We start from the raw sequence: 19,029 nt of genomic DNA on the forward strand, positions 1-19,029 counted from the left end.
CCTCGCGCTGGCCCTGGCGGCTGCCCAGATCGGCCACCACCAGCCAGGCATGCTTCATCAGCGCATCCACCTCGGCAAACAGCGCCGCGCGGCCATTGGCCAGGCGATATTCGGCGCCACCCTCGCGGCGCTGCTGGGCGATGCGGTCCGGATAGGCGAACGCCAGCAGGGCGCCCAGCCAGCGCGGATGTTCGGGATCGCTCACGGCGTTCGCGATGGGCCGGCGCCTAAGATAGCCCTGAAACTGCTTGGCCAGTTGCCGCGCGCGCTGCACCCCGCCCTGGGCGCCACGGGCGGCCCGCGACTCGCCGGAAAGCAGGGCCAGGCGGCTGTGCAGATCGGCCCCCATACCATGCTGGCCGCCGCGCAGAATGTCGCGTTCGCCGAGCAGCGCGGCCAGATCACAGGCCAGCGCGCCCAGGCCCAGCTCCTGGCCGCGCAAGAGCAGATGGGCGATGCGCGGATGGGTCGGCAGCTCGACCATGGCCTGGCCATGGGCCGTCAGGCCGCCCTGAGCGTCGACCGCGCCGAGGCGCGCCAGCAGGTCCAGGGCCTGAGCATAGGCGGCGGCCGGCGGCGGATCGAGCCAGACCAACTCGGCAGGCTGCACGCCCCAGCGCACCAGCTGCAGGGCCAGGCCGGCCAGGTCGGCCTGGAGGATTTCCGCCGTGGCATAGGCCGCCAGCTGCTCATGCTGGGCCTGCGACCACAGTCGGTAGCAGGCGCCCGGCTGCAAGCGCCCGGCCCGCCCGGCGCGCTGGGTGGCCGAGGCGCGGGAAATGCGCTGGGTGTCCAGGCGGGTCATGCCGCTGTTCGGGTCGAAGCGCGGCACCCGCGCCAGGCCGGCATCTATCACCACCCGCACGCCATCGATGGTCAGGCTGGTTTCGGCGATATTGGTGGCCAGCACCACCTTGCGCAGGCCCGCCGGCGCTGGCTCGATGGCGGCGCGCTGGGCGCTGAGGTCCAGCTCGCCATGCAGCGGACACAGCAGAATCTCGCTACGTCCGGCCAGGGCTTCGGCCAGCTGTTCGTTGACCCGGCGAATCTCCGCCTGCCCCGGCAGAAACACCAGCAGGCTGCCCGGCTCGTCGGCCAGCGCTTGCAACACCGTCTGCACCACCCGCGGCTCTACCCAGTCGCCCAGCTGGTACGGCGCGCCCCAGCGCATGTCGACCGGGAACAGGCGCCCTTCGCTGCGCAGCACCGGCGCGTCGCCCAGCAGGCCGGCCAGGCGCTCGCCTTCCAGGGTCGCCGACATCAACAGCACCTTAAGTGGCGGCTCGCCGGAGTCGTCGCCGCGAAACATGTCCCGGCCGTTGAGGCACAGGGCCAGGGCCAGGTCGGCATCCAGGCTGCGCTCGTGGAATTCGTCGAAGATCACCAGGCCGACGCCTTCCAGCGCCGGATCATCCTGCAGGCGGCGGGCGAGGATGCCCTCGGTGACCACCTCGATACGGGTGCGCGGGCCGACCTTGCTGTCCAGGCGGATGCGGTAGCCCACGGTCTCCCCCACCGCCTCGCCCAGTTCGCTGGCCAGGCGTTCGGCCGCCGCCCGCGCGGCCAGGCGGCGCGGCTCGAGCATGATGATCGACTGCCCGGCCAGCCAGGGCTGATCCAGCAGCGCCAGGGGCACGCGGGTGGTCTTGCCGGCACCGGGAGGCGCCTCCAATACCGCCTCATGGCGGCTGGCGAGCGCCTCGCGCAGGGCGGGCAGAAGGACGTCGATAGGCAGGGAATTCATGGCGGCTCCAATCGGGGAGGCGATTATAGCGACGAACCTGTGGCCTATTTGCGCGGTCTTAACTAGGACGTAGCGCTATTGCCATGTCGGGATTGTTATAGTTGCGCCAGTTTTTCTCAGGAGATGCTCAATGCCCACCTATAAGCGCGTTATCGGCGGCATTCTCGCCGCCACCCTGTTCACCCAGCTGACCGCCTGCGGCACCCTGTTCTTCCCGGATCGCCGCGGCCAGATCGAAGGCCGTATCGACCCGGTGGTCGCGGGACTTAACGCCATCGGCATCCTGTTCTACGTGATCCCCGGCCTGATCGCCTTCGGCATCGACTTCGCCACCGGCGCCATCTACCTGCCGGGCGGCGTGACCTCCCAGGTCAACCCCGCGGACCTGCACAACCTGGTGGATGCCGACGGCCAGATCGACCCGAGCAAGCTCAAGGCGCTGATCCAAGTGCAAACCGGCCACAGCCTGCCCCTGGATGACCCCCGCCTGATCCGCCACAGCGGCAGCGTCGAGCAACTGGCGGCCTTCGGCTTGCGCCCTGCGGCCTGACGCCCGCCTGGCCCAGCAGCACGCCGGCAAACTCTACCCAGGGCGCGCTTCTGGGCTACCTTTGTGGCATAGCCCCGGTGAATCCAACATTAGGCCCCATGCACAAGTTCGCTTCTGCGGTAATGCTGTTGACCCTGGTGGCCCAGCCGGTTCTTGCCTCGCAAACCGCTTGTATCTTCTCGACCGGCAAAACATCTCACTACTACGAGCTCGAGTTTATCGGCTACAGCGATACCAAGCCGATGCTGGTCTTTAGCTCGACGACGTTCCGCGCCGGCCAACGCACTCCGCTCCCACCGGCGGATCTTAAACATTTCAGTCAAAAGGCTCGAAGCGTCAGCCTAGCGTTCCGTAACCCGGAGGACCCTGCTCTGCCCCCGTCCTTCACCCTGGCCGGTACGGGTGATCATGCTTGGCTCACCATCGGCTCGGCCCGCCTCCAAGGCGATTTAAAATGCGCTGACTGAGCGGCTGTTGGCTCAAGCCCGTGGCGCATCCCGACCGACTCGCGGCTGGACGGCGCAGCATACGCAGCAGCACAATTCGGCCGAACGCGATTTCGCGCATATGCTGAACAGGCATTCCTGCTCAGCGGACGCGCGTCATGAAGAAGACCAGTCTCGAAACCCTTTATCGCGAGCACCAGCCCGACGCGATCGAAAAGCGCCTGGACAGTAAACACAAGCCGCAAATCATTTCCGACGCCGTGCTCGGTGGCATAGATGGCTGCGTCACCACCTTCGCCATAGTCGCCGGCGCGGTCGGGGCAGGATTCTCGGCACCTGTGGCGCTGATCATGGGCTTCGCCAATCTGTTTGCCGATGGCTTCAGCATGGCCGTGAGCAATTACGAGGCGATCAAGGCGCAACGTGAATTCCGCGAGAAAGTCAGGCGCATGGAAGAGGAACACATCGACCGAGTGCCCGACGGAGAACTCGAGGAGATCCGCCAGGTGTTCTACCGCAAGGGTTTCAGCGGCGAGATTCTCGAAGCCATAGTCCGTACGATCAGCCAAGACCGCCAGCTCTGGGTTGAAACCATGCTGATCGAAGAACACGGCCTGCAGCCTATCAACCTGGACCCCATCCGCTCAGCCAGCGCGACCTTCACGGCCTTTCTGCTGGCCGGGGCCATCCCCTTGTTGCCGCTGTTTTTCAGCACCCTGGGCCTTGCGCGGCAATTTCTCTTCAGCACGATCCTAGCGGCGACCGTGTTCTTTTCCATCGGCATGTTGAAGAGCCTGGTGTTTGCCCAACCGCTGCTGCGCTCCGGCTTAAGCACCTTACTCACCGGCGGCACGGCGGCCACTCTGGCCTATCTGACCGGTTATGTCCTGCGCCATATATTTGCCATCGGATAAATGCCAAACAGGTTTAGCCGGCGGCACATATAGATTGCCAGCAACAAAAAGGGGAGACCTTGCGGCCTCCCCTTTTTGCATGTCCCTTATTCTGGCGTCGGTAACGCCTTTTCTTCGCTCGCCTGGTTGGGCAGTGCGGACCCGGGTGCCGTGACGATCCGGTGAGATCGGCGGCTACCGCTCACCTGGTTGGGTGAGGCGGCTGGACTTGTCGTCCGGGCCTTGAAACTGAGGTAAAGCTTAGGCCAACAGGCGCAGAAAAATATTGCGAAGATTGCTAACAAAACCATCCATTGCGCAATTAATAGCTACAGGAGCATGCTTTACAGCAATGTAACTATAAAGTCTGACCAAGATGAACAAACTTGATCGCTACGACCTGAATATCCTCGCCGAATTGCAACGCGACGCCAGCCTGTCCAACCAGGAGCTGGCCGAGCGCATCGGCCTGTCGCCCTCGCCCTGCTCGCGGCGGGTCAAGCAACTAGAAGACGACGGCTATATCCTCGGCCAGGTGGCCCTGCTCGACCGCAAGCAACTGGGCCTGACCCTCACCGCCTATGTGCTGATCGGCATGGACAAACACACCCCGGAGCGTTTCGAGCACTTCCAGGAGATGATCCGCAAATGCCCCGAGGTGCTGGAGTGCAGCCTGGTCACCGGCATGGACGCGGACTACCAGCTCAAGGTGGTGGTGCCGGACATGGATCACTACCAGAAATTCCTGCTCGGCACCCTGACCCGTATCGAAGGGGTTTCCAGCGTGCGCTCCAGCTTCGTGCTGCAGCAGATACTGTCCAGCACCCAGCTGCCGTTGCAGCATCTGCGCAGCTGATGGCTGCGCCAGCGCTTACCGGCGGTCGCTGACAACGCCGGGGCTGGCGTATAATCGCCGGCGTTTTGCTGCCCCCTGTCGCACCCGTCACTTGGTAGCCCGGATGCAATCCGGGGGACAGCCTCCCGGATTGCATCCGGGCTACGACTGTTTGCGGGCCGAATCCACAGGCGACCCCCAGCTCGCCAGACTCACGCCAGGGGCACAGCCCACTGGCCGCCACCTGAGGTCGAGATGCAACCGGAAGTGTTCGAAGAATTGATGATGACCGTGCTGGTCGGCGGCCTGGTGCTGTTTATGGCGTTTATCGTCTGGGACCTGGCGAAAAAATCCAAAGCCGGGCGCTTCGGCAGCATGATCCTGTTTCTCGCCCTGGGCCTGGGCGTGCTGGGTTTTCTGATCAAGACTCTGGTGATCGCCGGGCTCGAAGGCCTGTAAGCCAAGCCTCTGGCCATCCGCTCTGGGCTGCCTGCCCCGACGAATGACGCAGCTGCGTAGGATGGGTTGAGCTGGCGATACCCATCACTCTTCATGCTCCGCATGGGTATCGCTACGCTCAACCCATCCTACAGACGCGCCTCGACCTCTTTCCACTCGCCCGGCTGCAAGCCCTCCAGGCTCCAGGGGCCGATGCGCACGCGCACCAGGCGCAGGGTCGGCAGGCCGACGGCGGCGGTCATGCGCCTGACCTGACGGTTACGCCCCTCGCGGATCACCAGTTCCAGCCAGGCCGTCGGCACGCTCTTGCGAAAGCGTACCGGCGGGTTGCGCGGCCACAGCTGCGGCTCCTCCAGCAGCCGTGCCTCGGCCGGCAGGGTCGGCCCGTCATTCAACTGCACGCCCTCGCGCAGCTGCTGCAGCTGGGTTTCGCTCGGTTCGCCCTCCACCTGTACCCAGTAGGTTTTCGTCAGCTTGTGCTTGGGGTCGGCGATGCGCGCCTGCAGGCCGCCGTCATTGGTCAGCAGCAGCAGGCCTTCGCTGTCGCGATCCAGGCGCCCGGCGGGGTACACCCCGGGAACGCTGACAAAATCCTTAAGGGTGGCGCGGCCTTGCTCGTCATTGAACTGGGTCAGCACATCGAAAGGCTTATTCAGCAACAGCAGGCGCGGCGCGGCCGGCGCCGCCTTGGCCATCCGGCGCACGGCAGGCTTGCCGCTGTGCGGACGAGGGGTAGCAGGACGAGGCGGACGCGACATGGATGATCCGGTAGCAGCTTGCGGGGCGGCCAGTGTAACCGAGGCCAAGGTTGGACTATCAGGCTGAGTGATCAACAGGCATTTAGCGGATGGGTGCAGCTATGCTGCCTAGGTCCTGTTCTCAGCCCCGAGGCTTATTGCCATGAGTTCGTCCGAATCCCTAGTCGATACCTTTACCGGCTGGGCCGCCAAGGCCCCCGGCGCGCCCCTCGAACCGCACAGCTATGACCCCGGCCCTCTGGGCGCCGAGGAAGTCGAAGTGGCGGTGGAATACTGCGGCATCTGCCACTCCGACCAGTCGATGATCGACAACGAATGGGGCAATGCGCGCTACCCCTTTATCCCCGGCCATGAAGTGGTGGGCACAGTGGTGCGCCTGGGCCCGCAGGCGCGCGGCCTGAAACTCGGTCAACGGGTCGGCATCGGCTGGTACAAGGGCAGCTGCATGCACTGCGGCTCCTGCATGGAAGGTTCGCACCAGCTATGCGGTACGGTGAAACCCACCATAGTCGGCAGCAACGGCGGCTTCGCCGATCGCCTGCGTAGCCACTGGGCCTGGACCGTGCCGCTGCCGGACGGCCTCGACCCGGCGCTGGTTGGCCCGCTGTTCTGCGCAGGCTCCACGGTGTTCAGCCCGCTGCTGGATTTCAACGTGAAGCCCACAGACCGAGTCGGCGTGGTCGGCATCGGCGGCCTCGGCCACCTGGCCCTGGGCTTTCTGAATGCCTGGGGCTGCGAAGTCACCGCCTTCACTTCATCGCTGAACAAACAGGACGAAGCCAAGCGCCTGGGCGCGCACAAGGTGGTGGCTTCCACCGATAGCGCGGCGCTGAAAGCCATAGCCGGCAGCCTGGATTTCCTTCTGGTCACCGCCAGCGCCGACCTGGACTGGAACGCCATGCTCGGCACCCTGGCCGGCAAGGGCCGCCTGCACTTCGTTGGCATAGTGCCCAGCGCGATTCCGGTGCATGTGTTCAACCTGATCCCGCGCCAGCGCAGCCTGTCCGGCTCGCCAGTGGGTTCGCCGGCCAATATGGCGACCATGCTGGAGTTCTGCGCGCGCCATCAGATTCTGCCGCAGGTCGAGCACTTCCCCATGAGCCGCGTCAACGACGCCATCGCCCACCTGCGTGCCGGCAAGGCGCGCTACCGGGTGGTGCTGGACGCCAGCCAATAAGCTACGGCCAGGGTGCGCCATGCGCACCCTAGGCAACCCAGCCAGGGAGAGTCCGATGCGTCCAACCGTTTGCACCCTAGGCCAAATCACTCGCTGCATACTGCTCTCCTTGCTGCTTGCGGGCTGCAGCCTGCCGGCTCGACAGCCGCCGGCGGCATTGCCAAACGCCAACACCCTCGAGCCTGCCAGTAATCAGGAGCAACGCTGGTGGCGCGCCTGTTTTCGCCTGCCGTTCGATGATGAGCAGCAACCGCGCTGGAGCCTGGACGCCTTGCTGGCCGAACAGGTGGCGGCGCCTGCACTGCGCCGCCACGCCGCACAGATCCCGCTCTGGCGCTTCCACCGCCGTGCCACCGAGGATGCCGTCGGCCATCAGTTCAGCCTGCTGTTCTACAGCGACGCCAGCACTGCCAAATCACTGTTCGCCGAATTGCAGGGGCATCCACTGACGGCCGAGCTGCTGGCATCCCAACAGCTCAACCAGCTGCTCACCCCCTGCGGGCCGCCCGATCAGGACCAGAGCGCCATCGAAGCCAGCAGCGACCCCAGCTGGGACCCGCGCCTGCAGAAGACCTGGCCCTACTTCAGCATGGGCGTCAGCGCCCACTGGCTGGCGCTGATCGAGGAAGTGGGGCGCGACATCCCCCTCGAAGACAACGACAGCGCCGCTCAGATAAAGCGCTTTCAGCGCATCCAGCAGGAGATCGACGAAATCTGGCGCGAGGACGGCCAGCACGCCTATCTGCATCACCTCAATGCGCTGTTCGGTTACCAGCCGTTGCTAATGCGCTATTGAGCACAGACCGCACTGCCCACCAGGCAGAGACCGATGCCCCCGCCCTGGCCTTGCGGATCACAGCAACGGCATATTCTTGGTCACGCAATGGATACCGCCACCGCCGGCGGCAATCGGGTCGATATTTACCTGCACTATGGCGCGGCCCGGATACAGCTTGGTCAGCAGCTCCTTGCAGTACTGGTCGGCCGCCGCATCGCCAAACTGCGGGGCTATCACCGCGCCATTGATCGGCAGGTAGTTGATATAACCCGGGGCGAAGTCCGGGTTGTTCTGGGTGTAGACGTTGCTGCGCTTCTTCAGGGGTGGCGGCAGGGTGTGCACCACCAGCTTGGTGCCATCGGCGTCGGTGGCGTTCTTGAGAATCTCCAGGTGGGTACGGGTCACCGCGTAGTCGTAGGACTTGGGGTCGTTGTCCAGGTTGGCGATCACCACGCCGGGGCTGACGAAGCGCGCGTAGAAGTCGACGTGGGCATCGGTGATGTCCTTGCCCTTGATCCCCGGCAGCCAGATGATCTTGCGCAGGCCCAAATTGGCCTTCAGCTCGGCCTCGATCTGCGCGCGGCTCATACCCGGGTTGCGGTTGTCGTTGACCCAGCAGCTCTCGGTCATGATCGCGGTGCCGTGGCCATCCACCTCGATGCCGCCGCCCTCGCCGGTCAGCTGGCTGGCGATATAGCTGGCATAGGCCTCATAGCTGAGCGCATCGGCCACCTGGGTGTCATTGCTGGAGCGCTGCTTGTTGCCCCAGCCGTTGAAGTTGAAATCCACCAGGCCGCGCCCGCCCTGGCCATCCACCACGAAGCAGCCGCCGTAGTCGCGCATCCAGATGTCGTCCAGCGGCATGGTCAGAAACTTGATGTTGCTGGTGCCACATTTGCTCTTGGCCAGCGCCAGCTGGTTGGAGCGGCACAGCACCGTGACCGGCTGATATTTGGCGATGGTCTTGGCCAGCAGGGCAATGCAGTTATTCACCGGGCTGGCCCAGTCCTCCCAGACGGCCGTGGAAGCGGCAAAGGCCAGGAATATCCGTTCCTGCGGCGCATGCTCGTCGGGCATATGCCAACTGCTGGCGAGGGCCGCCCGTACCCGTGGGGCGTTCATCCCCAGGCCCGCACTGGCCAGCGCACCGAGGCCGGCGACAACGGAAAACTGTTTGATAAAGTCACGACGCGTAGACATGGATGGCTCTCTCTTGTTGTTCTGTGGCTTTCGGCGACCCCGCGCCGGCTGGCGCGGCAGTTGGCAGATCTAGGTGGCTGCGGCCGCTACCCGCAGACAGCGGCCTGCAGATCAGTCGTGAGCGGCGGTCTTGAATTTGGTCCAGGCACGCATGCGCGCGCGCATATCGCGCTGCGGGATGTCCTTGCCGGGAATCAGCCGCGCGTAGGTGGCGTCGTCCACATAGATATCCGGGTTGTTGCGCATATCGGCATCGACCAGCGGGCGCGCCGCGGCGCTGGAGGTCGGGTAGCCGGTGAAGTTGCTGATCGCCGCCATATTGGCCGGACGCATAACGAAGTTGATAAAGGCGTAGGCGTACTCCGGGTGCTTGGCGTCCACCGGGATGGCCATATTGTCCATCCACACCGTGGTGCCCTCGCGCGGGATGCGGTACTCGAAGTCCATGGCCTTGCCGGCCTCATCCGCGGCCCGCTGCGCCTGGGTCATATCGCCGCTGTAACCGAGCGACAGGCACAGGTCACCATTGACCAACTGGGTCACCGGCTGCGACTGGAACTTGCGGATATAGGGCTTGATCCCCATCAGCAGCGCGACCGCCGCCTCCAGGTCAGCGGCCTTGCCGCTGCGCGGTTCACGGCCGAGGTAGTTGAGCGCCACCGCCAGCACCTCGTCCGGCGAATCGATCATGGAGATGCCGCAGTCGGCGAAACGCGCGGCGTTCTCCGGTTTGAACAGCAGGTCCAGGCTGTTGACCGGGGCATTGGTCAGGCGCTTGTCGATCGCTTCGCGGTTGTAGGTGATGCCGATGCTGCCCCAGGTGTAGGGCACCGTGGCGTGCCGCGAATATGGGTATTGGGTCTGCAAACGCTGCAGGCCCGGCTCGATCTCGTCCAGGTGTTCGAACCTGGCCTTGTCCAGGCGTTGCAGGCTGCCGGCGCGCATCAGGCGTTCGGCCACGGTATCGCCGGGAAAGATCAGGTCATAGCCGCTGTTACCGGCCATCAGCTTGGCTTCCAGGGTCTCGCTGCTGTCCATCTGGTCGTAGATCACCCGGATGCCGGTCTCGGCGGTGAACTGGCTGATGGTGTCGGCGGCGAAGTAATCGGCCCAGTTAAACAACCTCAGGGTCTTTTCCTCGGTGGCGGCCGAGGCCTGGGCGCAACACAGCGCCAGTGCAGCGATCAGCAGTGGGTTGTTGGCATTCATCGTCAGACTCCTCGGTTGTTCCAGTGAGCGTGGACTTGTTGGCCATCCAGGCTTAGCAGCGGGCCGTACATTTCCGGGCGGCGGTCGCGGTAGATGCCCCAGCTCAGGCGTTCCTCGCGCATGGTGTCGAGGTCCAGCGAGCGCACCAGCACGCCCGTGCTGTCGCGGTCGGCCTCGGCCAGCAGCTTGCCCTTGTGATCGGTGATAAAGGACGAGCCGTAGAAGCTCATCTGCAAGGCCGGATCGCCGCTGGCCACCTCACGGCCGACGCGGTTGGCGGCGATCACCGGGACTATATTGGCGGCGGCATGGCCGCGCTGGGTGAGCTGCCAGTGGTCGCGCGAATCCAGCGCCGCGGCGCCCGGCTCGGAGCCGATGGCGGTGGGAAATAGCAGCACTTCGGCACCTTGCAGCGCCAGGCAGCGCGCGGTCTCGGGAAACCACTGGTCCCAGCAGATGGCCACGCCGATGCGGCCGAACGCCGTATCCCAGACGCGGAAACCGCTGTCGCCGGGGCTGAAGTATTCCTTCTCCTGGTAACCGATGGCGTTGGGGATATGGGTTTTGCGATACACCCCGAGCAGGCGGCCATCGGCATCGGCCACTGCCAGCGAGTTGAAGTAGGCATTACCGGCCTTCTCGAACCAGGACAGCGGCAGCACCACGCCCAGCTCCCGGGCCAGGGCGGCGAAGCGCTTGAGCACGCGGCTCTGGCCATATTCCTCGGCCAACGCCAGGTGCTTGTGGTTCTGCTCGATGCAGAAATAGGGGGTGGCGAACAGCTCCTGCAACAGGATCAGCTGCGCGCCCTTGGCGGCGGCTTCACGTACCAGTAGCTCGGCCTGGTCGAGGTTGTGCTCCAGGTCCCAGCTGCAGGCGAACTGGGTGGTGGCGACGTTCAGCATGCTCATCAACCCCACACTGGCCAGGCCGGCTGCTGCTGGGTGATGCAATGCACCCCGCCGCCGCCATGGGCCAACTGGTTGATGCGCACCGGCACCACTTCGCGACCGGGGAAAGCCATGCGCAGGGTCGCCGCCGCTTCCTCGTCGGCGGCGATGCCGTAGGCCGGCATGATGATGGCGCCGTTGGCGATATAGAAGTTGGTGTAGGAGGCGCAGAACACCTCGGCGTCGCTGTCCACCGCAGCGCTGGCCTCGTACAGCTCGAGCAGCTCGAAGCGGCGGCCACGGGCATCGGTGGCCAGCTCCAGGGCGCGACGGTTCTCGCGCACCACCTCGGCATACACCGAGGACTGGTCATGGGTAGCATCCACCAGCAGCGCGCCGGGACGGGCGAAGGCGCAGACGCCATCGACATGGCCGTCGGTCATATCGCCGGTGACATAGTCCGGATCGCCCGGCAGCCAGATGGTTTTCCGCACCCCGAGCAGGCGGGTAAAGATTTCCTCCATATCGGCCTTGCTTATCCCCGGGTTGCGGTTGGCATTGAGCAGCACCGATTCGGTGGTGATCAGCGTACCCTCGCCGTCCACATGGATGGCGCCGCCTTCGTTGGCCAGCGGCGTGCCGAAGCACTCCAGGCCCAGGCCGTTGAGGATGCGCCGCCCCAGGCCCTCGTCCAGCTCATGAGCCGACTTGCCGCCCCAGGCATTGAAACGCCAGCTGACCCCGGCCACGCCCAGCTGCGGGTGGCAGACAAAGCTCGGCCCGGAGTCGCGGCACCAGCTGTCGTTGACCGCCAGCTCGATCAACTCGATATTCGCCCCACACAGTTCCCGGGCACGGGCCACGGCCGAGGGATCGACCACCATCTTCACCGGCTCGAAGCGGGCGATGGCGTTAGCCACCCGGGCGAAATCGACCTGCACCTCGGCCAGGGTCACGCCCCAGGTGGACTCCCACAGCGCCTGGTTATGCGGCCAGACCATCCAGGTAGCGGCGTGCTGCACCCATTCGGCGGGCATCATCCAGCCAGCGTTGGCGATATCGTTCTGCTGCATACAAGATCCTTTCAGTTAAGTCTTTGTTATCACTGAAAACCGCGAATGCGGTGATGACTTGCATGCTAGGCCTGTAAAAATGGCGCAACAAACGATAGATTTTGCGTAATTCTGATTAGCAGGACTTATCAATAATGTTAAAGCATTGGCCTCCGCTCAACGCCCTGCGCGGCTTCGAAGCCGCCGCCCGTCTGGGCAGTTTCCACAAGGCCGCCGAGGAGCTGCACCTCACCCAGTCGGCGATCAGCCAGCAGATCCGCAGCCTGGAAAGCTTCCTCGAACAGCCGCTGTTCTACCGCAGCGGCCGTAGCGTCAGCCTCAGCGATGCCGGGCATGACCTGCTCAGCACCACCCAGGCGCTGCTGCAGCAACTGGCCGTGGGCATTCGCCGCCTGGAGCAGTACCGCAAGCCCAATCAACTGGTGGTCAACACCAGCCCGGCCTTCGCCCGCCACTGGCTGGTGCCGCGCCTGGGCGAATTCCACCGCCTGCACCCGCAGATCGACCTGTGGCTGCTGACCAGCGACGAAACCCCGGACATGGCCACCCAGACCATCGATATCGCGGTACGCGACGACCTTACCGCCCAAGCCGAATGCAGCTTTCGCGTGCTGCTGGAGGATCGCCTGTACCCGGCCGGTCACCCAGCCAGCTGCAACTAAGCGCAGCCGAACGCACCACCCTGCACGGCGAACGGGAGATGGATTGGAGCCATTGGCAGGTACAGGGCGGTGCGGATATCGGCCAGCACAGCCAGGGGCTGAACTTCTCCGACCCCGGCCTGCTCCTGGATGCGGCCAGCCAAGCCCTGGGCATCGCCCTGGTCAGCCAGTTGCTGGCCGCCCAGGCGCGCCGCGATGGGCTGTTGCAGCCCCTGGTGGCGCAAACCATCCGCGGCCCCAACTGGGCCTGGCTGATCCACCGCGACAGCGAAAACGATGCGCTGACCCGCAGCTTCTGCCGCTGGCTCGAAGCGGCGCTGGTCAGCAGTGCGGCGGGCTAACCGAGTAGCACGCTGCTTTTGTAGGGCGGGTCGCGACCCGCCGAATGCAACAGGCGGCGCATTTAAATCAGACCTACATATCAGTTACGGCGATAACCCAGTTATCGACCGCACGGGTCAATAACCCGCCCTACAAGGCTTAAGGAAGGTGCGACAATACGGACTTCCACATACCTGCGAGAAAATCATCTCGCATGACACCGCTGCTCTCTTGGGAGTAATAGTTGACTAGAAACTCAACTGCATTCTGATATTGTTGCGCGGCAGCCATCTCGATATAAAACAAACCTTTCCTAATATCTTGTTTAATTCCCCTACCATTAAGCACATCAACTCCGTAGCACCATTGAGCTGGGGCATAACCTTTTTTAGCAGAATCAGAATACAGTAGAAGTGCTTGTTCAAATTGCCCTTCTTCATAGAGCAGACAACCGTAATCATATTGCGCTTCTTTGCAGCCGGCTAATGCTGACTTTTCCAGCAATAGCCGAAGCATACTATCGGTTTGGCTATCATCAAGTTCTGCCTCGCCTCCGAAGTTAGGGAGGCGAGTCTTAAGCCAATGTATTTTCCCCTCGCTGTCATCTGTGGGGAGCTTCAGGGTACAGGTCACAATTTCTTGCAGTATTTTGTATCGAGTTTCATCATTGCAGTGATGCATTGCACTTATTAAGAAATCAATTTCATTAATATTGGTTTTCATAGTGTTTTCTTGTACTGGCTACTTTAACGACACAAAGGAATTTGCTGGCCTTTGGGGCTAGTACATTTGCATGATACATGATGAACATTTGAAGACCCCAAAACTTCCTTTGCCATCTTTTCTGCGGCTTTTCTGGCCGTGGTCATGTCATTTGCTGTGCCGTATCCCCAGCCGACTTGTTTACCGCTTGCTGTTGGGCAACTCTTAGGGCTTTGATCGACAGCCTTACAGATGGCTGTCCACTTCCCTTTGTTCCGGTCTGGCCACGGTACAGTCGCACTAGGGTTATCTACTCTTTCATTCAAATCATCAGTTTGGGCTGGGGCGCCTACTGGGGATCTATTAAAGGTGTCGTAAATTGACCCACCAAGTGATTGGCCAAAAACCACCTGCCAGGTTGTGTTGAACGCCTGGCCGGCACTTTGACCCATGGCCCATGATCTTTGCAGTGCGTATACAGCATTTTCTCCTGTGGGATCAGTGTTAGTTAGCGGATTCCCTTCCACATACCCATAGGTATTCAGCCCACCCTTAAGCCCAATCGGATCACTTTCGACATAGCGCCCAGTCTCCGGGTCGTAATCGCGGAAGTAGTTGTAATGCAGCCCGCTTTCCTGATCGAAGTACTGCCCCGGAAAACGCAGATTCAGCGTCAGGCTGCCACTGGCTTGGCCCACGCCAAAGGCATCCGATTGCCATTGCCAGACGCTTTGCTGGTTATGGTCGGTGGCCAGGCGCGGGGTGTTGAGGTGGTCGCTATGCAAGTAGAACGGCGTGCTGCTGGCGATGGAGCCTTCGGCGTCGTAGCTGACCGTAACGCCACCCAGCGGCAGGCTGTCGAGCCAGATATAGAACTGGCTGCGCAGTTTCTGCCCGGCGCTGCTAAACAGGGTTTCGCCGAGCAGTTGGCCATCCGGGCCGTAGAGGAAGGTGGTGGTGCCTTGTGCGCTAATTTTATGGGTGCGCTGGCCGAGGGCGTTATAGCGGAACTCCACCAGGCTGCTGCCGGCTTTCTGCGACAGGCGGCTGCGCACCGCGTCCAAGGCTTGAGCGCTCTTGCCTTTGCCCTGGCTCTTGCCCGGCCCAGCCGTCTTCCCAAGTATCCCTGGGAGGCTACCCGCAAAACTGACGCTGACCAGTCGCCCCTGTTCGTCGTAACTCAGTTCGCGGTTACTACGATCCTGAGTCAGATTGCCAGCTGCATCGCTGCTCACCGCCTGTGCGTCGATCTGGCTTAGACGGTTGCTAGTGCTGGCGTACTGGTAGGTCGTGGTGGTGCCGGCCTGCGCTTCGCCATTGACTATGGGGGTGACCGTTTTGCCGGTGCGATTGCCCACGGCGTCGTAGCTGTAGCTTTGCTGCTGGTCGGCCTTCTGCTCCGCGGTCAGGCGATCGAGGGCGTCGTAGCTGTAGTTAAGGTTACCCAGCAGGCTGCTGTTAAGCGTGGTGATATTGCTGTTGGCGTCGTAGCCGTATTGGCTGTTCCAGCCGGCCACGCTTTGTTCGCTCAGGCGGTAGTCCTGGTCGAAGCTGCGGCTCAGGCTAACGCCGTTGGCCCAGGTCAGGCTCTTTAGCGGGCCGAAGGGCAGGTAGCTGAGGTTGCTGGCGAAAGCGCTGGGTTGGCCGCCGCCCACCTGCAACTGCACCTGGCTGACTTGGCCCGCGGCGTTGCGGGGGTAGTGGATGCTCAGGCCCAGGGGGTAGTCGATGCGGCTCAGTTGGTTGGCGCCGTCGTAGGCATAACCCAGGCTGTCGTACTGATCCGCGCCATTGACCGCTACCGAGCGCAGTTGCTCGGTGAGGTTACCGCGCTCGTCGTAGTGGTAACCGAGCACGCCGCTGGCATCCTGCACCGCGGTCAGCCGACCGATGCCATGGTTGCCGTCGGCGGTCATGTCGTGGTGGTACTGCACGTTAAGCGCCGGGCTGGCCGGGTACTGCTTTCCGGTCAGGCGATTGAGCGCGTCGTAGCTGTAGGTGGTGACCACACCATTGGCGTCGGTCTGGCTGATCAGGTTGCCGGCGGCATCATGGCTGTAAGTGGTGGTGCCGCTGTCCGGGCTGATCAGCCGGGTCAGGTTGCCGAGGCCGTCGTACTGGTACTGGGTGGTGACGCCGCGCGGATCCTGCACCTGGGTCAGATTGTCCTGGGCGTCATAAGCCAGGGCGGTGACGCCATTCAGCGGGTCGGTGTTGGCCACCAGGCGGTCGAGGGCGTCATAGGCCTGGGTGTTGCTGTGCTGCTTGGGGTTGGTGCTGACGGTGGGGTTGTCGTTAAGGTCGTACTGCTGGGCGCTGGTTTGCCCGGCGGCACCGACCGAGCGCAGCAGGCGACCGAGTTCGTCATACACCCAGCTTTGTTGCTGGGTCAGGCTGCTGGAGGCGTCCTTGATCCGTTGCGCGGTGCGGTTGCCCATGGCATCCAGGCTGTATTCAAGCGTTTCGCCGAGGTTGTTGCTGATGGCCGTGAGGCGCCGCGCGCCATCCCAGCTGTAACTCAGCCAGCTGCCATCGCCACGGGTGACCTTGGTGATCAGGCCGACGGCATCGTGCTCGAAGCTGGTGGTGCTGCCGGCGGTGCTGACCGAGGCCAGCCAGCCTTGCGGGCTATAGGTCAGCTCGGTGACCACGCCATTGGCGTCGGTGAGGCTTTGCGGGTTGCCCAGGCTATCGAAGTTGGCCAGCTGGGTGATATGGCCGAGGGCATTGGTGACCGTGGTCAGGTGGCCCTGGGCGTCATAGGCGTAAGTGGTGACGTCCTGCACATCGGTGCGCGGGCCGTTGGCAGTTTCGATCAGGCCGAGGCTGTTGTAGGTGTAACTCCAATTGCGCTCGACCGCCTGAGCGCACGACCAGGCAAAGCTGCCGGCCAGCGCGAGCGATAGTAGGCTCGCGCGCTGCAAAAATAGATTCATCGTCAGATCCTTCTGTTATCAGCGTGGCGTCACGGCCTGGCTTAACTGCCGGCCCTGCGCGTCGTAGGTGTAACGAGTAATGCGCGCGGGCTCGGTGACCGTAACCGGCAGGAACAGCGTGGGGTGCCACTCGGTGGTGATGGTGCGTGCCTGGGGTGTGCCAGCAGCCTCAGTGCGGCTGACTTCCAGGCCACGCTCGTTGTAGTCGTAGGTGGTGAGGTTGCCCTTATTGTCGGTCTTGGTTTTTAGCAGGCCGCGTTCGTCGTAGGTGAAGGTCGAGTTGCTGTTCGGGCAGTTGGCCGAGGACTCGCCTTCCACGGCGCTTACGCGCTTGATACCGCCGATGTTGACGAAACGGTAGACCGTGCTTTTGCCCAGCTCATTGGTGACGGTGGCGGAGCCATCGGCGTTGTAGGCCACGTCACCGTGCTCCACGCCACCGGCATGTTCACTGGAGGTGGCCCGATCTTGGGCGTCGAAGGTCCAGGTGGTAAAGCGTACGCCGCGTTCGTCAGTGATACCGGTCAGAAGGTTGGGTTTATTGGGTATTTCGTAATGGAACAGCCGCTGTTCAGTTTGGCCGTCACGGGTGCGAGTGAGTTTGCTCAAACGCTGGTTAGCGTTGTACTCGTATTGGATCGCCAGCCCAGCGGTGCTGAGCGTCAGCGGTTGATGCTGGGAGTCTTCGGTAAAACTCAGGGTGCGGCCGAGGTTGTCGCTGACGGTAACGGTGCCGTTGGCATAGCTCAGTTGCTGGGTAGCGCCGGTGCTGTTGCTCCAACGGGTCAGGCGGCCGGTGGTATCGAAGGTGAAACGCTCGTTGTTCTCGGCGGTGTGTAGCCAGCCGTCAGCTGTCTTAACCAAAACCCCTAATTCGGCGGGCGATGCCGTTACTGTCGTGCCGCTGACGGTAAAGAACGACTCGCGGCCGTGGGCCATAACCAAGGCAACTTTTAAAGTTGTAGTTCCGACAATCCGTAGATAAGTCGAATGGTTATGCCGCCAGAGGCCATCGAGGCTGTTATAAACACGGGTAAAGTGTAGGGTGGATGCACCTGTTTTTGGATAATCGACTTCAGTTTGAAAGCTATTGCCATTGGAGATATTTATTGGGTCGGCTTTTAAAGGTGTTGGACATGTGCCAGGATCGCCTTTTCCTGGGTCGTTGGCGCACCCTCCCGTGGTTGGGTTGTAAAGTGTATTTACAGGGCAGGAATTACCCCTACGGTAAATTGCTAGCGTCAGGATTGCGGTTGCAGGGTGATGCTTGTATTCAAGACGCACATAGCAGATAGCGGTGGTTCCTCCTTCGAAACTAAGCGTAGACCCAGCGGCATACCAATAATGGCCAGAGCTGACGGGAGGTTGATAGTACGCAGCGGTACCCGCAGAGCAGGCAGATGAGGGGGAGGGATAAAGAATACCTCTAGTGGACGGAACTGCGCTGAAAAGAGTGCCACCACTTATCTCCCAGGAATAGTCGGCAGCTTTAGCGTGCTGAGTGAACAATACTGCTGACAGTATTAAGGTGGTGAGGGAGAGGCTGCGATTAATGAGCTGTTGCGCTTCGGATAATCTATTGAGCGCAAACGGATGAAGTAGATGCAAAGCCTGATTCATTGTAATATTCAGGGACAGACCACGGTTTTCTTTGAACACCTTTAATTCCTTTTAAAATTTTGGCGAGCGCATATAAGCAGATAGGCGTCTCTGACGAGCCGGACATTCAGGGACAGACCACGGTTTTCTTTGAGCACCTTTAATTCCTTTTAAATTTTGACGAGCTTATATATGGGGGCAAACGTCTCTATCGAGCCGCGGAGCGCTGAGCAGGATACAGAACAAGATATTGCCCAGCTACCCAGCCCGGCAGCATAAGCCCCAATGGCCGGGCCACTCGGCCGCACAACGCCTGTCCAGTTGCCTGAGTTTGCCGGCAAGGCCAATAGCGCGGGCCACACCAAGCACGGCCGCCTAACCCAGCAACGCCACCGACTTGACCTGGGCCCACAAGGCCTGGCCGCGGTGCAGGCCGAGCTGGTCGCGCGAATAGCGGGTAATGCGCGCAATCAGCTGCTCGCCGCCGACCTGCAACCGCACCAGCACATGGGCCCGGCCCTCGATCTCGAGCCAGCCCAGCACCCGCGCCGGCAGCAGCTTGAGCACGCTGCTGCCCTGGGCGTGCTGCAGGCTTAGGCTGACATCCCGCGCCTTGATCTTGACCCGCACCTGCTTGTGCAAGGGCAACGCTGCGTGCGGCAGGCGCAGCCTCGTAGGGCGGGTCGTGACCCGCCGAATGCAACAGGCGGCACATTTAAACCGGGTGTACAGATCAATTACGGCGATAACCCCGTTATCGACCGCGCGGGTCAATGACCCGCCCTACAAAGCTGGTT

General features: G+C 62.5%; 17 protein-coding genes and 1 pseudogene. 8 read left to right on the forward strand and 10 right to left on the reverse strand.

Going from position 1 to position 19,029, the window contains the following annotated elements; genetic code table 11:
- The coding region (hrpB, locus tag Q8Q83_RS18795) for an ATP-dependent helicase HrpB (RefSeq protein WP_305625654.1) at window positions 1–1,744 on the reverse strand (1,744 nt) is incomplete at its 3' end.
- Between the two features lie 130 nt (window positions 1,745–1,874).
- On the opposite strand from hrpB, the gene Q8Q83_RS18800 reads away from it, so the two are divergent.
- The 5 genes from Q8Q83_RS18800 to Q8Q83_RS18820 all read left to right on the forward strand — a co-directional run bounded on the left by Q8Q83_RS18800 (window position 1,875) and on the right by Q8Q83_RS18820 (window position 4,927).
- Window positions 1,875–2,294 (forward strand): polyribonucleotide nucleotidyltransferase, encoded by a 420-nt coding sequence (locus Q8Q83_RS18800; RefSeq protein ID WP_305625655.1) that lies wholly within the window; start codon window positions 1,875–1,877, stop codon window positions 2,292–2,294.
- A 98-nt stretch (window positions 2,295–2,392) separates the two neighbouring features.
- Window positions 2,393–2,761, forward strand: coding sequence for a hypothetical protein (locus Q8Q83_RS18805; protein ID WP_305625656.1), 369 nt, complete (start codon window positions 2,393–2,395; stop codon window positions 2,759–2,761).
- Window positions 2,762–2,898: 137 nt separating this feature from the next.
- Complete coding sequence (locus Q8Q83_RS18810) at window positions 2,899–3,654, forward strand: VIT1/CCC1 transporter family protein (RefSeq protein ID WP_305625657.1); 756 nt, start codon at window positions 2,899–2,901, stop codon at window positions 3,652–3,654.
- Between the two features lie 355 nt (window positions 3,655–4,009).
- The gene (locus Q8Q83_RS18815; protein WP_305625658.1) at window positions 4,010–4,489 is read left to right on the forward strand and encodes an Lrp/AsnC family transcriptional regulator; all 480 of its coding nucleotides are present in this window, start codon (window positions 4,010–4,012) and stop codon (window positions 4,487–4,489) included.
- Window positions 4,490–4,723: 234 nt separating this feature from the next.
- Window positions 4,724–4,927, forward strand: coding sequence for a DUF2788 domain-containing protein (locus Q8Q83_RS18820; protein ID WP_305625659.1), 204 nt, complete (start codon window positions 4,724–4,726; stop codon window positions 4,925–4,927).
- A 128-nt stretch (window positions 4,928–5,055) separates the two neighbouring features.
- On the opposite strand, the gene Q8Q83_RS18825 is transcribed toward Q8Q83_RS18820, so the two are convergent.
- The gene (locus tag Q8Q83_RS18825; RefSeq protein ID WP_305625681.1) at window positions 5,056–5,622 is read right to left on the reverse strand and encodes a pseudouridine synthase; all 567 of its coding nucleotides are present in this window, start codon (window positions 5,620–5,622) and stop codon (window positions 5,056–5,058) included.
- A 205-nt stretch (window positions 5,623–5,827) separates the two neighbouring features.
- On the opposite strand from Q8Q83_RS18825, the gene Q8Q83_RS18830 reads away from it, so the two are divergent.
- Both Q8Q83_RS18830 and Q8Q83_RS18835 read left to right on the forward strand, forming a co-directional pair.
- The gene (locus Q8Q83_RS18830) at window positions 5,828–6,862 is read left to right on the forward strand and encodes an NAD(P)-dependent alcohol dehydrogenase (protein WP_305625660.1); all 1,035 of its coding nucleotides are present in this window, start codon (window positions 5,828–5,830) and stop codon (window positions 6,860–6,862) included.
- A gap of 55 nt (window positions 6,863–6,917) precedes the next feature.
- Complete coding sequence (locus Q8Q83_RS18835; protein WP_305625661.1) at window positions 6,918–7,658, forward strand: hypothetical protein; 741 nt, start codon at window positions 6,918–6,920, stop codon at window positions 7,656–7,658.
- Between the two features lie 57 nt (window positions 7,659–7,715).
- Here the strand turns inward: Q8Q83_RS18835 and Q8Q83_RS18840 are convergent, their stop codons facing one another.
- The 4 genes from Q8Q83_RS18840 to Q8Q83_RS18855 form a co-directional block, all read right to left on the reverse strand.
- On the reverse strand, window positions 7,716–8,840 hold the full coding sequence (locus Q8Q83_RS18840; RefSeq protein WP_305625662.1) for an agmatine/peptidylarginine deiminase: 1,125 nt from the start codon (window positions 8,838–8,840) through the stop codon (window positions 7,716–7,718).
- Between the two features lie 111 nt (window positions 8,841–8,951).
- Window positions 8,952–10,049 (reverse strand): extracellular solute-binding protein, encoded by a 1,098-nt coding sequence (locus tag Q8Q83_RS18845; RefSeq protein ID WP_305625663.1) that lies wholly within the window; start codon window positions 10,047–10,049, stop codon window positions 8,952–8,954.
- A gap of 2 nt (window positions 10,050–10,051) precedes the next feature.
- Window positions 10,052–10,960: an N-carbamoylputrescine amidase gene (gene aguB, locus Q8Q83_RS18850; protein ID WP_305625664.1), complete on the reverse strand. Its 909-nt coding sequence runs from the start codon at window positions 10,958–10,960 to the stop codon at window positions 10,052–10,054.
- Window positions 10,960–12,012 carry an agmatine/peptidylarginine deiminase gene (locus Q8Q83_RS18855; RefSeq protein ID WP_305625665.1) on the reverse strand — a complete coding sequence of 351 codons (1,053 nt, stop codon included), beginning with the start codon at window positions 12,010–12,012 and terminating at the stop codon, window positions 10,960–10,962. The genes aguB and Q8Q83_RS18855 overlap by 1 nt, the downstream gene beginning before the upstream one ends.
- 134 nt (window positions 12,013–12,146) lie before the next feature.
- Here Q8Q83_RS18855 and Q8Q83_RS18860 point away from each other — a divergent pair.
- A pseudogene (locus Q8Q83_RS18860) lies at window positions 12,147–13,015 on the forward strand (LysR family transcriptional regulator).
- A 139-nt stretch (window positions 13,016–13,154) separates the two neighbouring features.
- On the opposite strand, the gene Q8Q83_RS18865 reads toward Q8Q83_RS18860, so the two are convergent.
- The 4 genes from Q8Q83_RS18865 to Q8Q83_RS18880 all read right to left on the reverse strand — a co-directional run bounded on the left by Q8Q83_RS18865 (window position 13,155) and on the right by Q8Q83_RS18880 (window position 18,874).
- Window positions 13,155–13,718: a tetratricopeptide repeat protein gene (locus Q8Q83_RS18865; RefSeq protein ID WP_305625666.1), complete on the reverse strand. Its 564-nt coding sequence runs from the start codon at window positions 13,716–13,718 to the stop codon at window positions 13,155–13,157.
- A gap of 23 nt (window positions 13,719–13,741) precedes the next feature.
- The gene (locus Q8Q83_RS18870; RefSeq protein ID WP_305625667.1) at window positions 13,742–16,633 is read right to left on the reverse strand and encodes an RHS repeat domain-containing protein; all 2,892 of its coding nucleotides are present in this window, start codon (window positions 16,631–16,633) and stop codon (window positions 13,742–13,744) included.
- An 18-nt stretch (window positions 16,634–16,651) separates the two neighbouring features.
- The gene (locus Q8Q83_RS18875; RefSeq protein WP_305625682.1) at window positions 16,652–18,253 is read right to left on the reverse strand and encodes a DUF6531 domain-containing protein; all 1,602 of its coding nucleotides are present in this window, start codon (window positions 18,251–18,253) and stop codon (window positions 16,652–16,654) included.
- A 354-nt stretch (window positions 18,254–18,607) separates the two neighbouring features.
- Entirely contained in the window at window positions 18,608–18,874 is a 267-nt protein-coding gene (locus Q8Q83_RS18880; RefSeq protein ID WP_305625668.1) for a TOBE domain-containing protein, read from the reverse strand.
- Window positions 18,875–19,029: the final 155 nt, after the last annotated feature.

Source organism: Pseudomonas sp. (genome assembly GCF_030696055.1).
In the GTDB taxonomy this organism is placed as follows: Bacteria; Pseudomonadota; Gammaproteobacteria; order Pseudomonadales; family Pseudomonadaceae; genus Aquipseudomonas.

Excerpts from the sequence above, each read along its gene's own strand:
- Q8Q83_RS18840 (WP_305625662.1), bottom strand. The coding sequence starts at position 8,840 with ATGTCTACGCGTCGTGACTTTATCAAACAGTTTTCCGTTGTCGCCGGC.
- Q8Q83_RS18805 (WP_305625656.1), top strand. The coding sequence starts at position 2,393 with ATGCACAAGTTCGCTTCTGCGGTAATGCTGTTGACCCTGGTGGCCCAG.
- Q8Q83_RS18870 (WP_305625667.1), bottom strand. The coding sequence starts at position 16,633 with ATGAATCTATTTTTGCAGCGCGCGAGCCTACTATCGCTCGCGCTGGCC.
- Q8Q83_RS18825 (WP_305625681.1), bottom strand. The coding sequence starts at position 5,622 with ATGGCCAAGGCGGCGCCGGCCGCGCCGCGCCTGCTGTTGCTGAATAAG.
- Q8Q83_RS18815 (WP_305625658.1), top strand. The coding sequence starts at position 4,010 with ATGAACAAACTTGATCGCTACGACCTGAATATCCTCGCCGAATTGCAA.
- aguB (WP_305625664.1), bottom strand. The coding sequence starts at position 10,960 with ATGAGCATGCTGAACGTCGCCACCACCCAGTTCGCCTGCAGCTGGGAC.
- Q8Q83_RS18865 (WP_305625666.1), bottom strand. The coding sequence starts at position 13,718 with ATGAAAACCAATATTAATGAAATTGATTTCTTAATAAGTGCAATGCAT.
- Q8Q83_RS18855 (WP_305625665.1), bottom strand. The coding sequence starts at position 12,012 with ATGCAGCAGAACGATATCGCCAACGCTGGCTGGATGATGCCCGCCGAA.
- Q8Q83_RS18845 (WP_305625663.1), bottom strand. The coding sequence starts at position 10,049 with ATGAATGCCAACAACCCACTGCTGATCGCTGCACTGGCGCTGTGTTGC.
- Q8Q83_RS18820 (WP_305625659.1), top strand. The coding sequence starts at position 4,724 with ATGCAACCGGAAGTGTTCGAAGAATTGATGATGACCGTGCTGGTCGGC.
- Q8Q83_RS18830 (WP_305625660.1), top strand. The coding sequence starts at position 5,828 with ATGAGTTCGTCCGAATCCCTAGTCGATACCTTTACCGGCTGGGCCGCC.
- Q8Q83_RS18875 (WP_305625682.1), bottom strand. The coding sequence starts at position 18,253 with ATGAATCAGGCTTTGCATCTACTTCATCCGTTTGCGCTCAATAGATTA.
- Q8Q83_RS18835 (WP_305625661.1), top strand. The coding sequence starts at position 6,918 with ATGCGTCCAACCGTTTGCACCCTAGGCCAAATCACTCGCTGCATACTG.
- Q8Q83_RS18810 (WP_305625657.1), top strand. The coding sequence starts at position 2,899 with ATGAAGAAGACCAGTCTCGAAACCCTTTATCGCGAGCACCAGCCCGAC.
- Q8Q83_RS18800 (WP_305625655.1), top strand. The coding sequence starts at position 1,875 with ATGCCCACCTATAAGCGCGTTATCGGCGGCATTCTCGCCGCCACCCTG.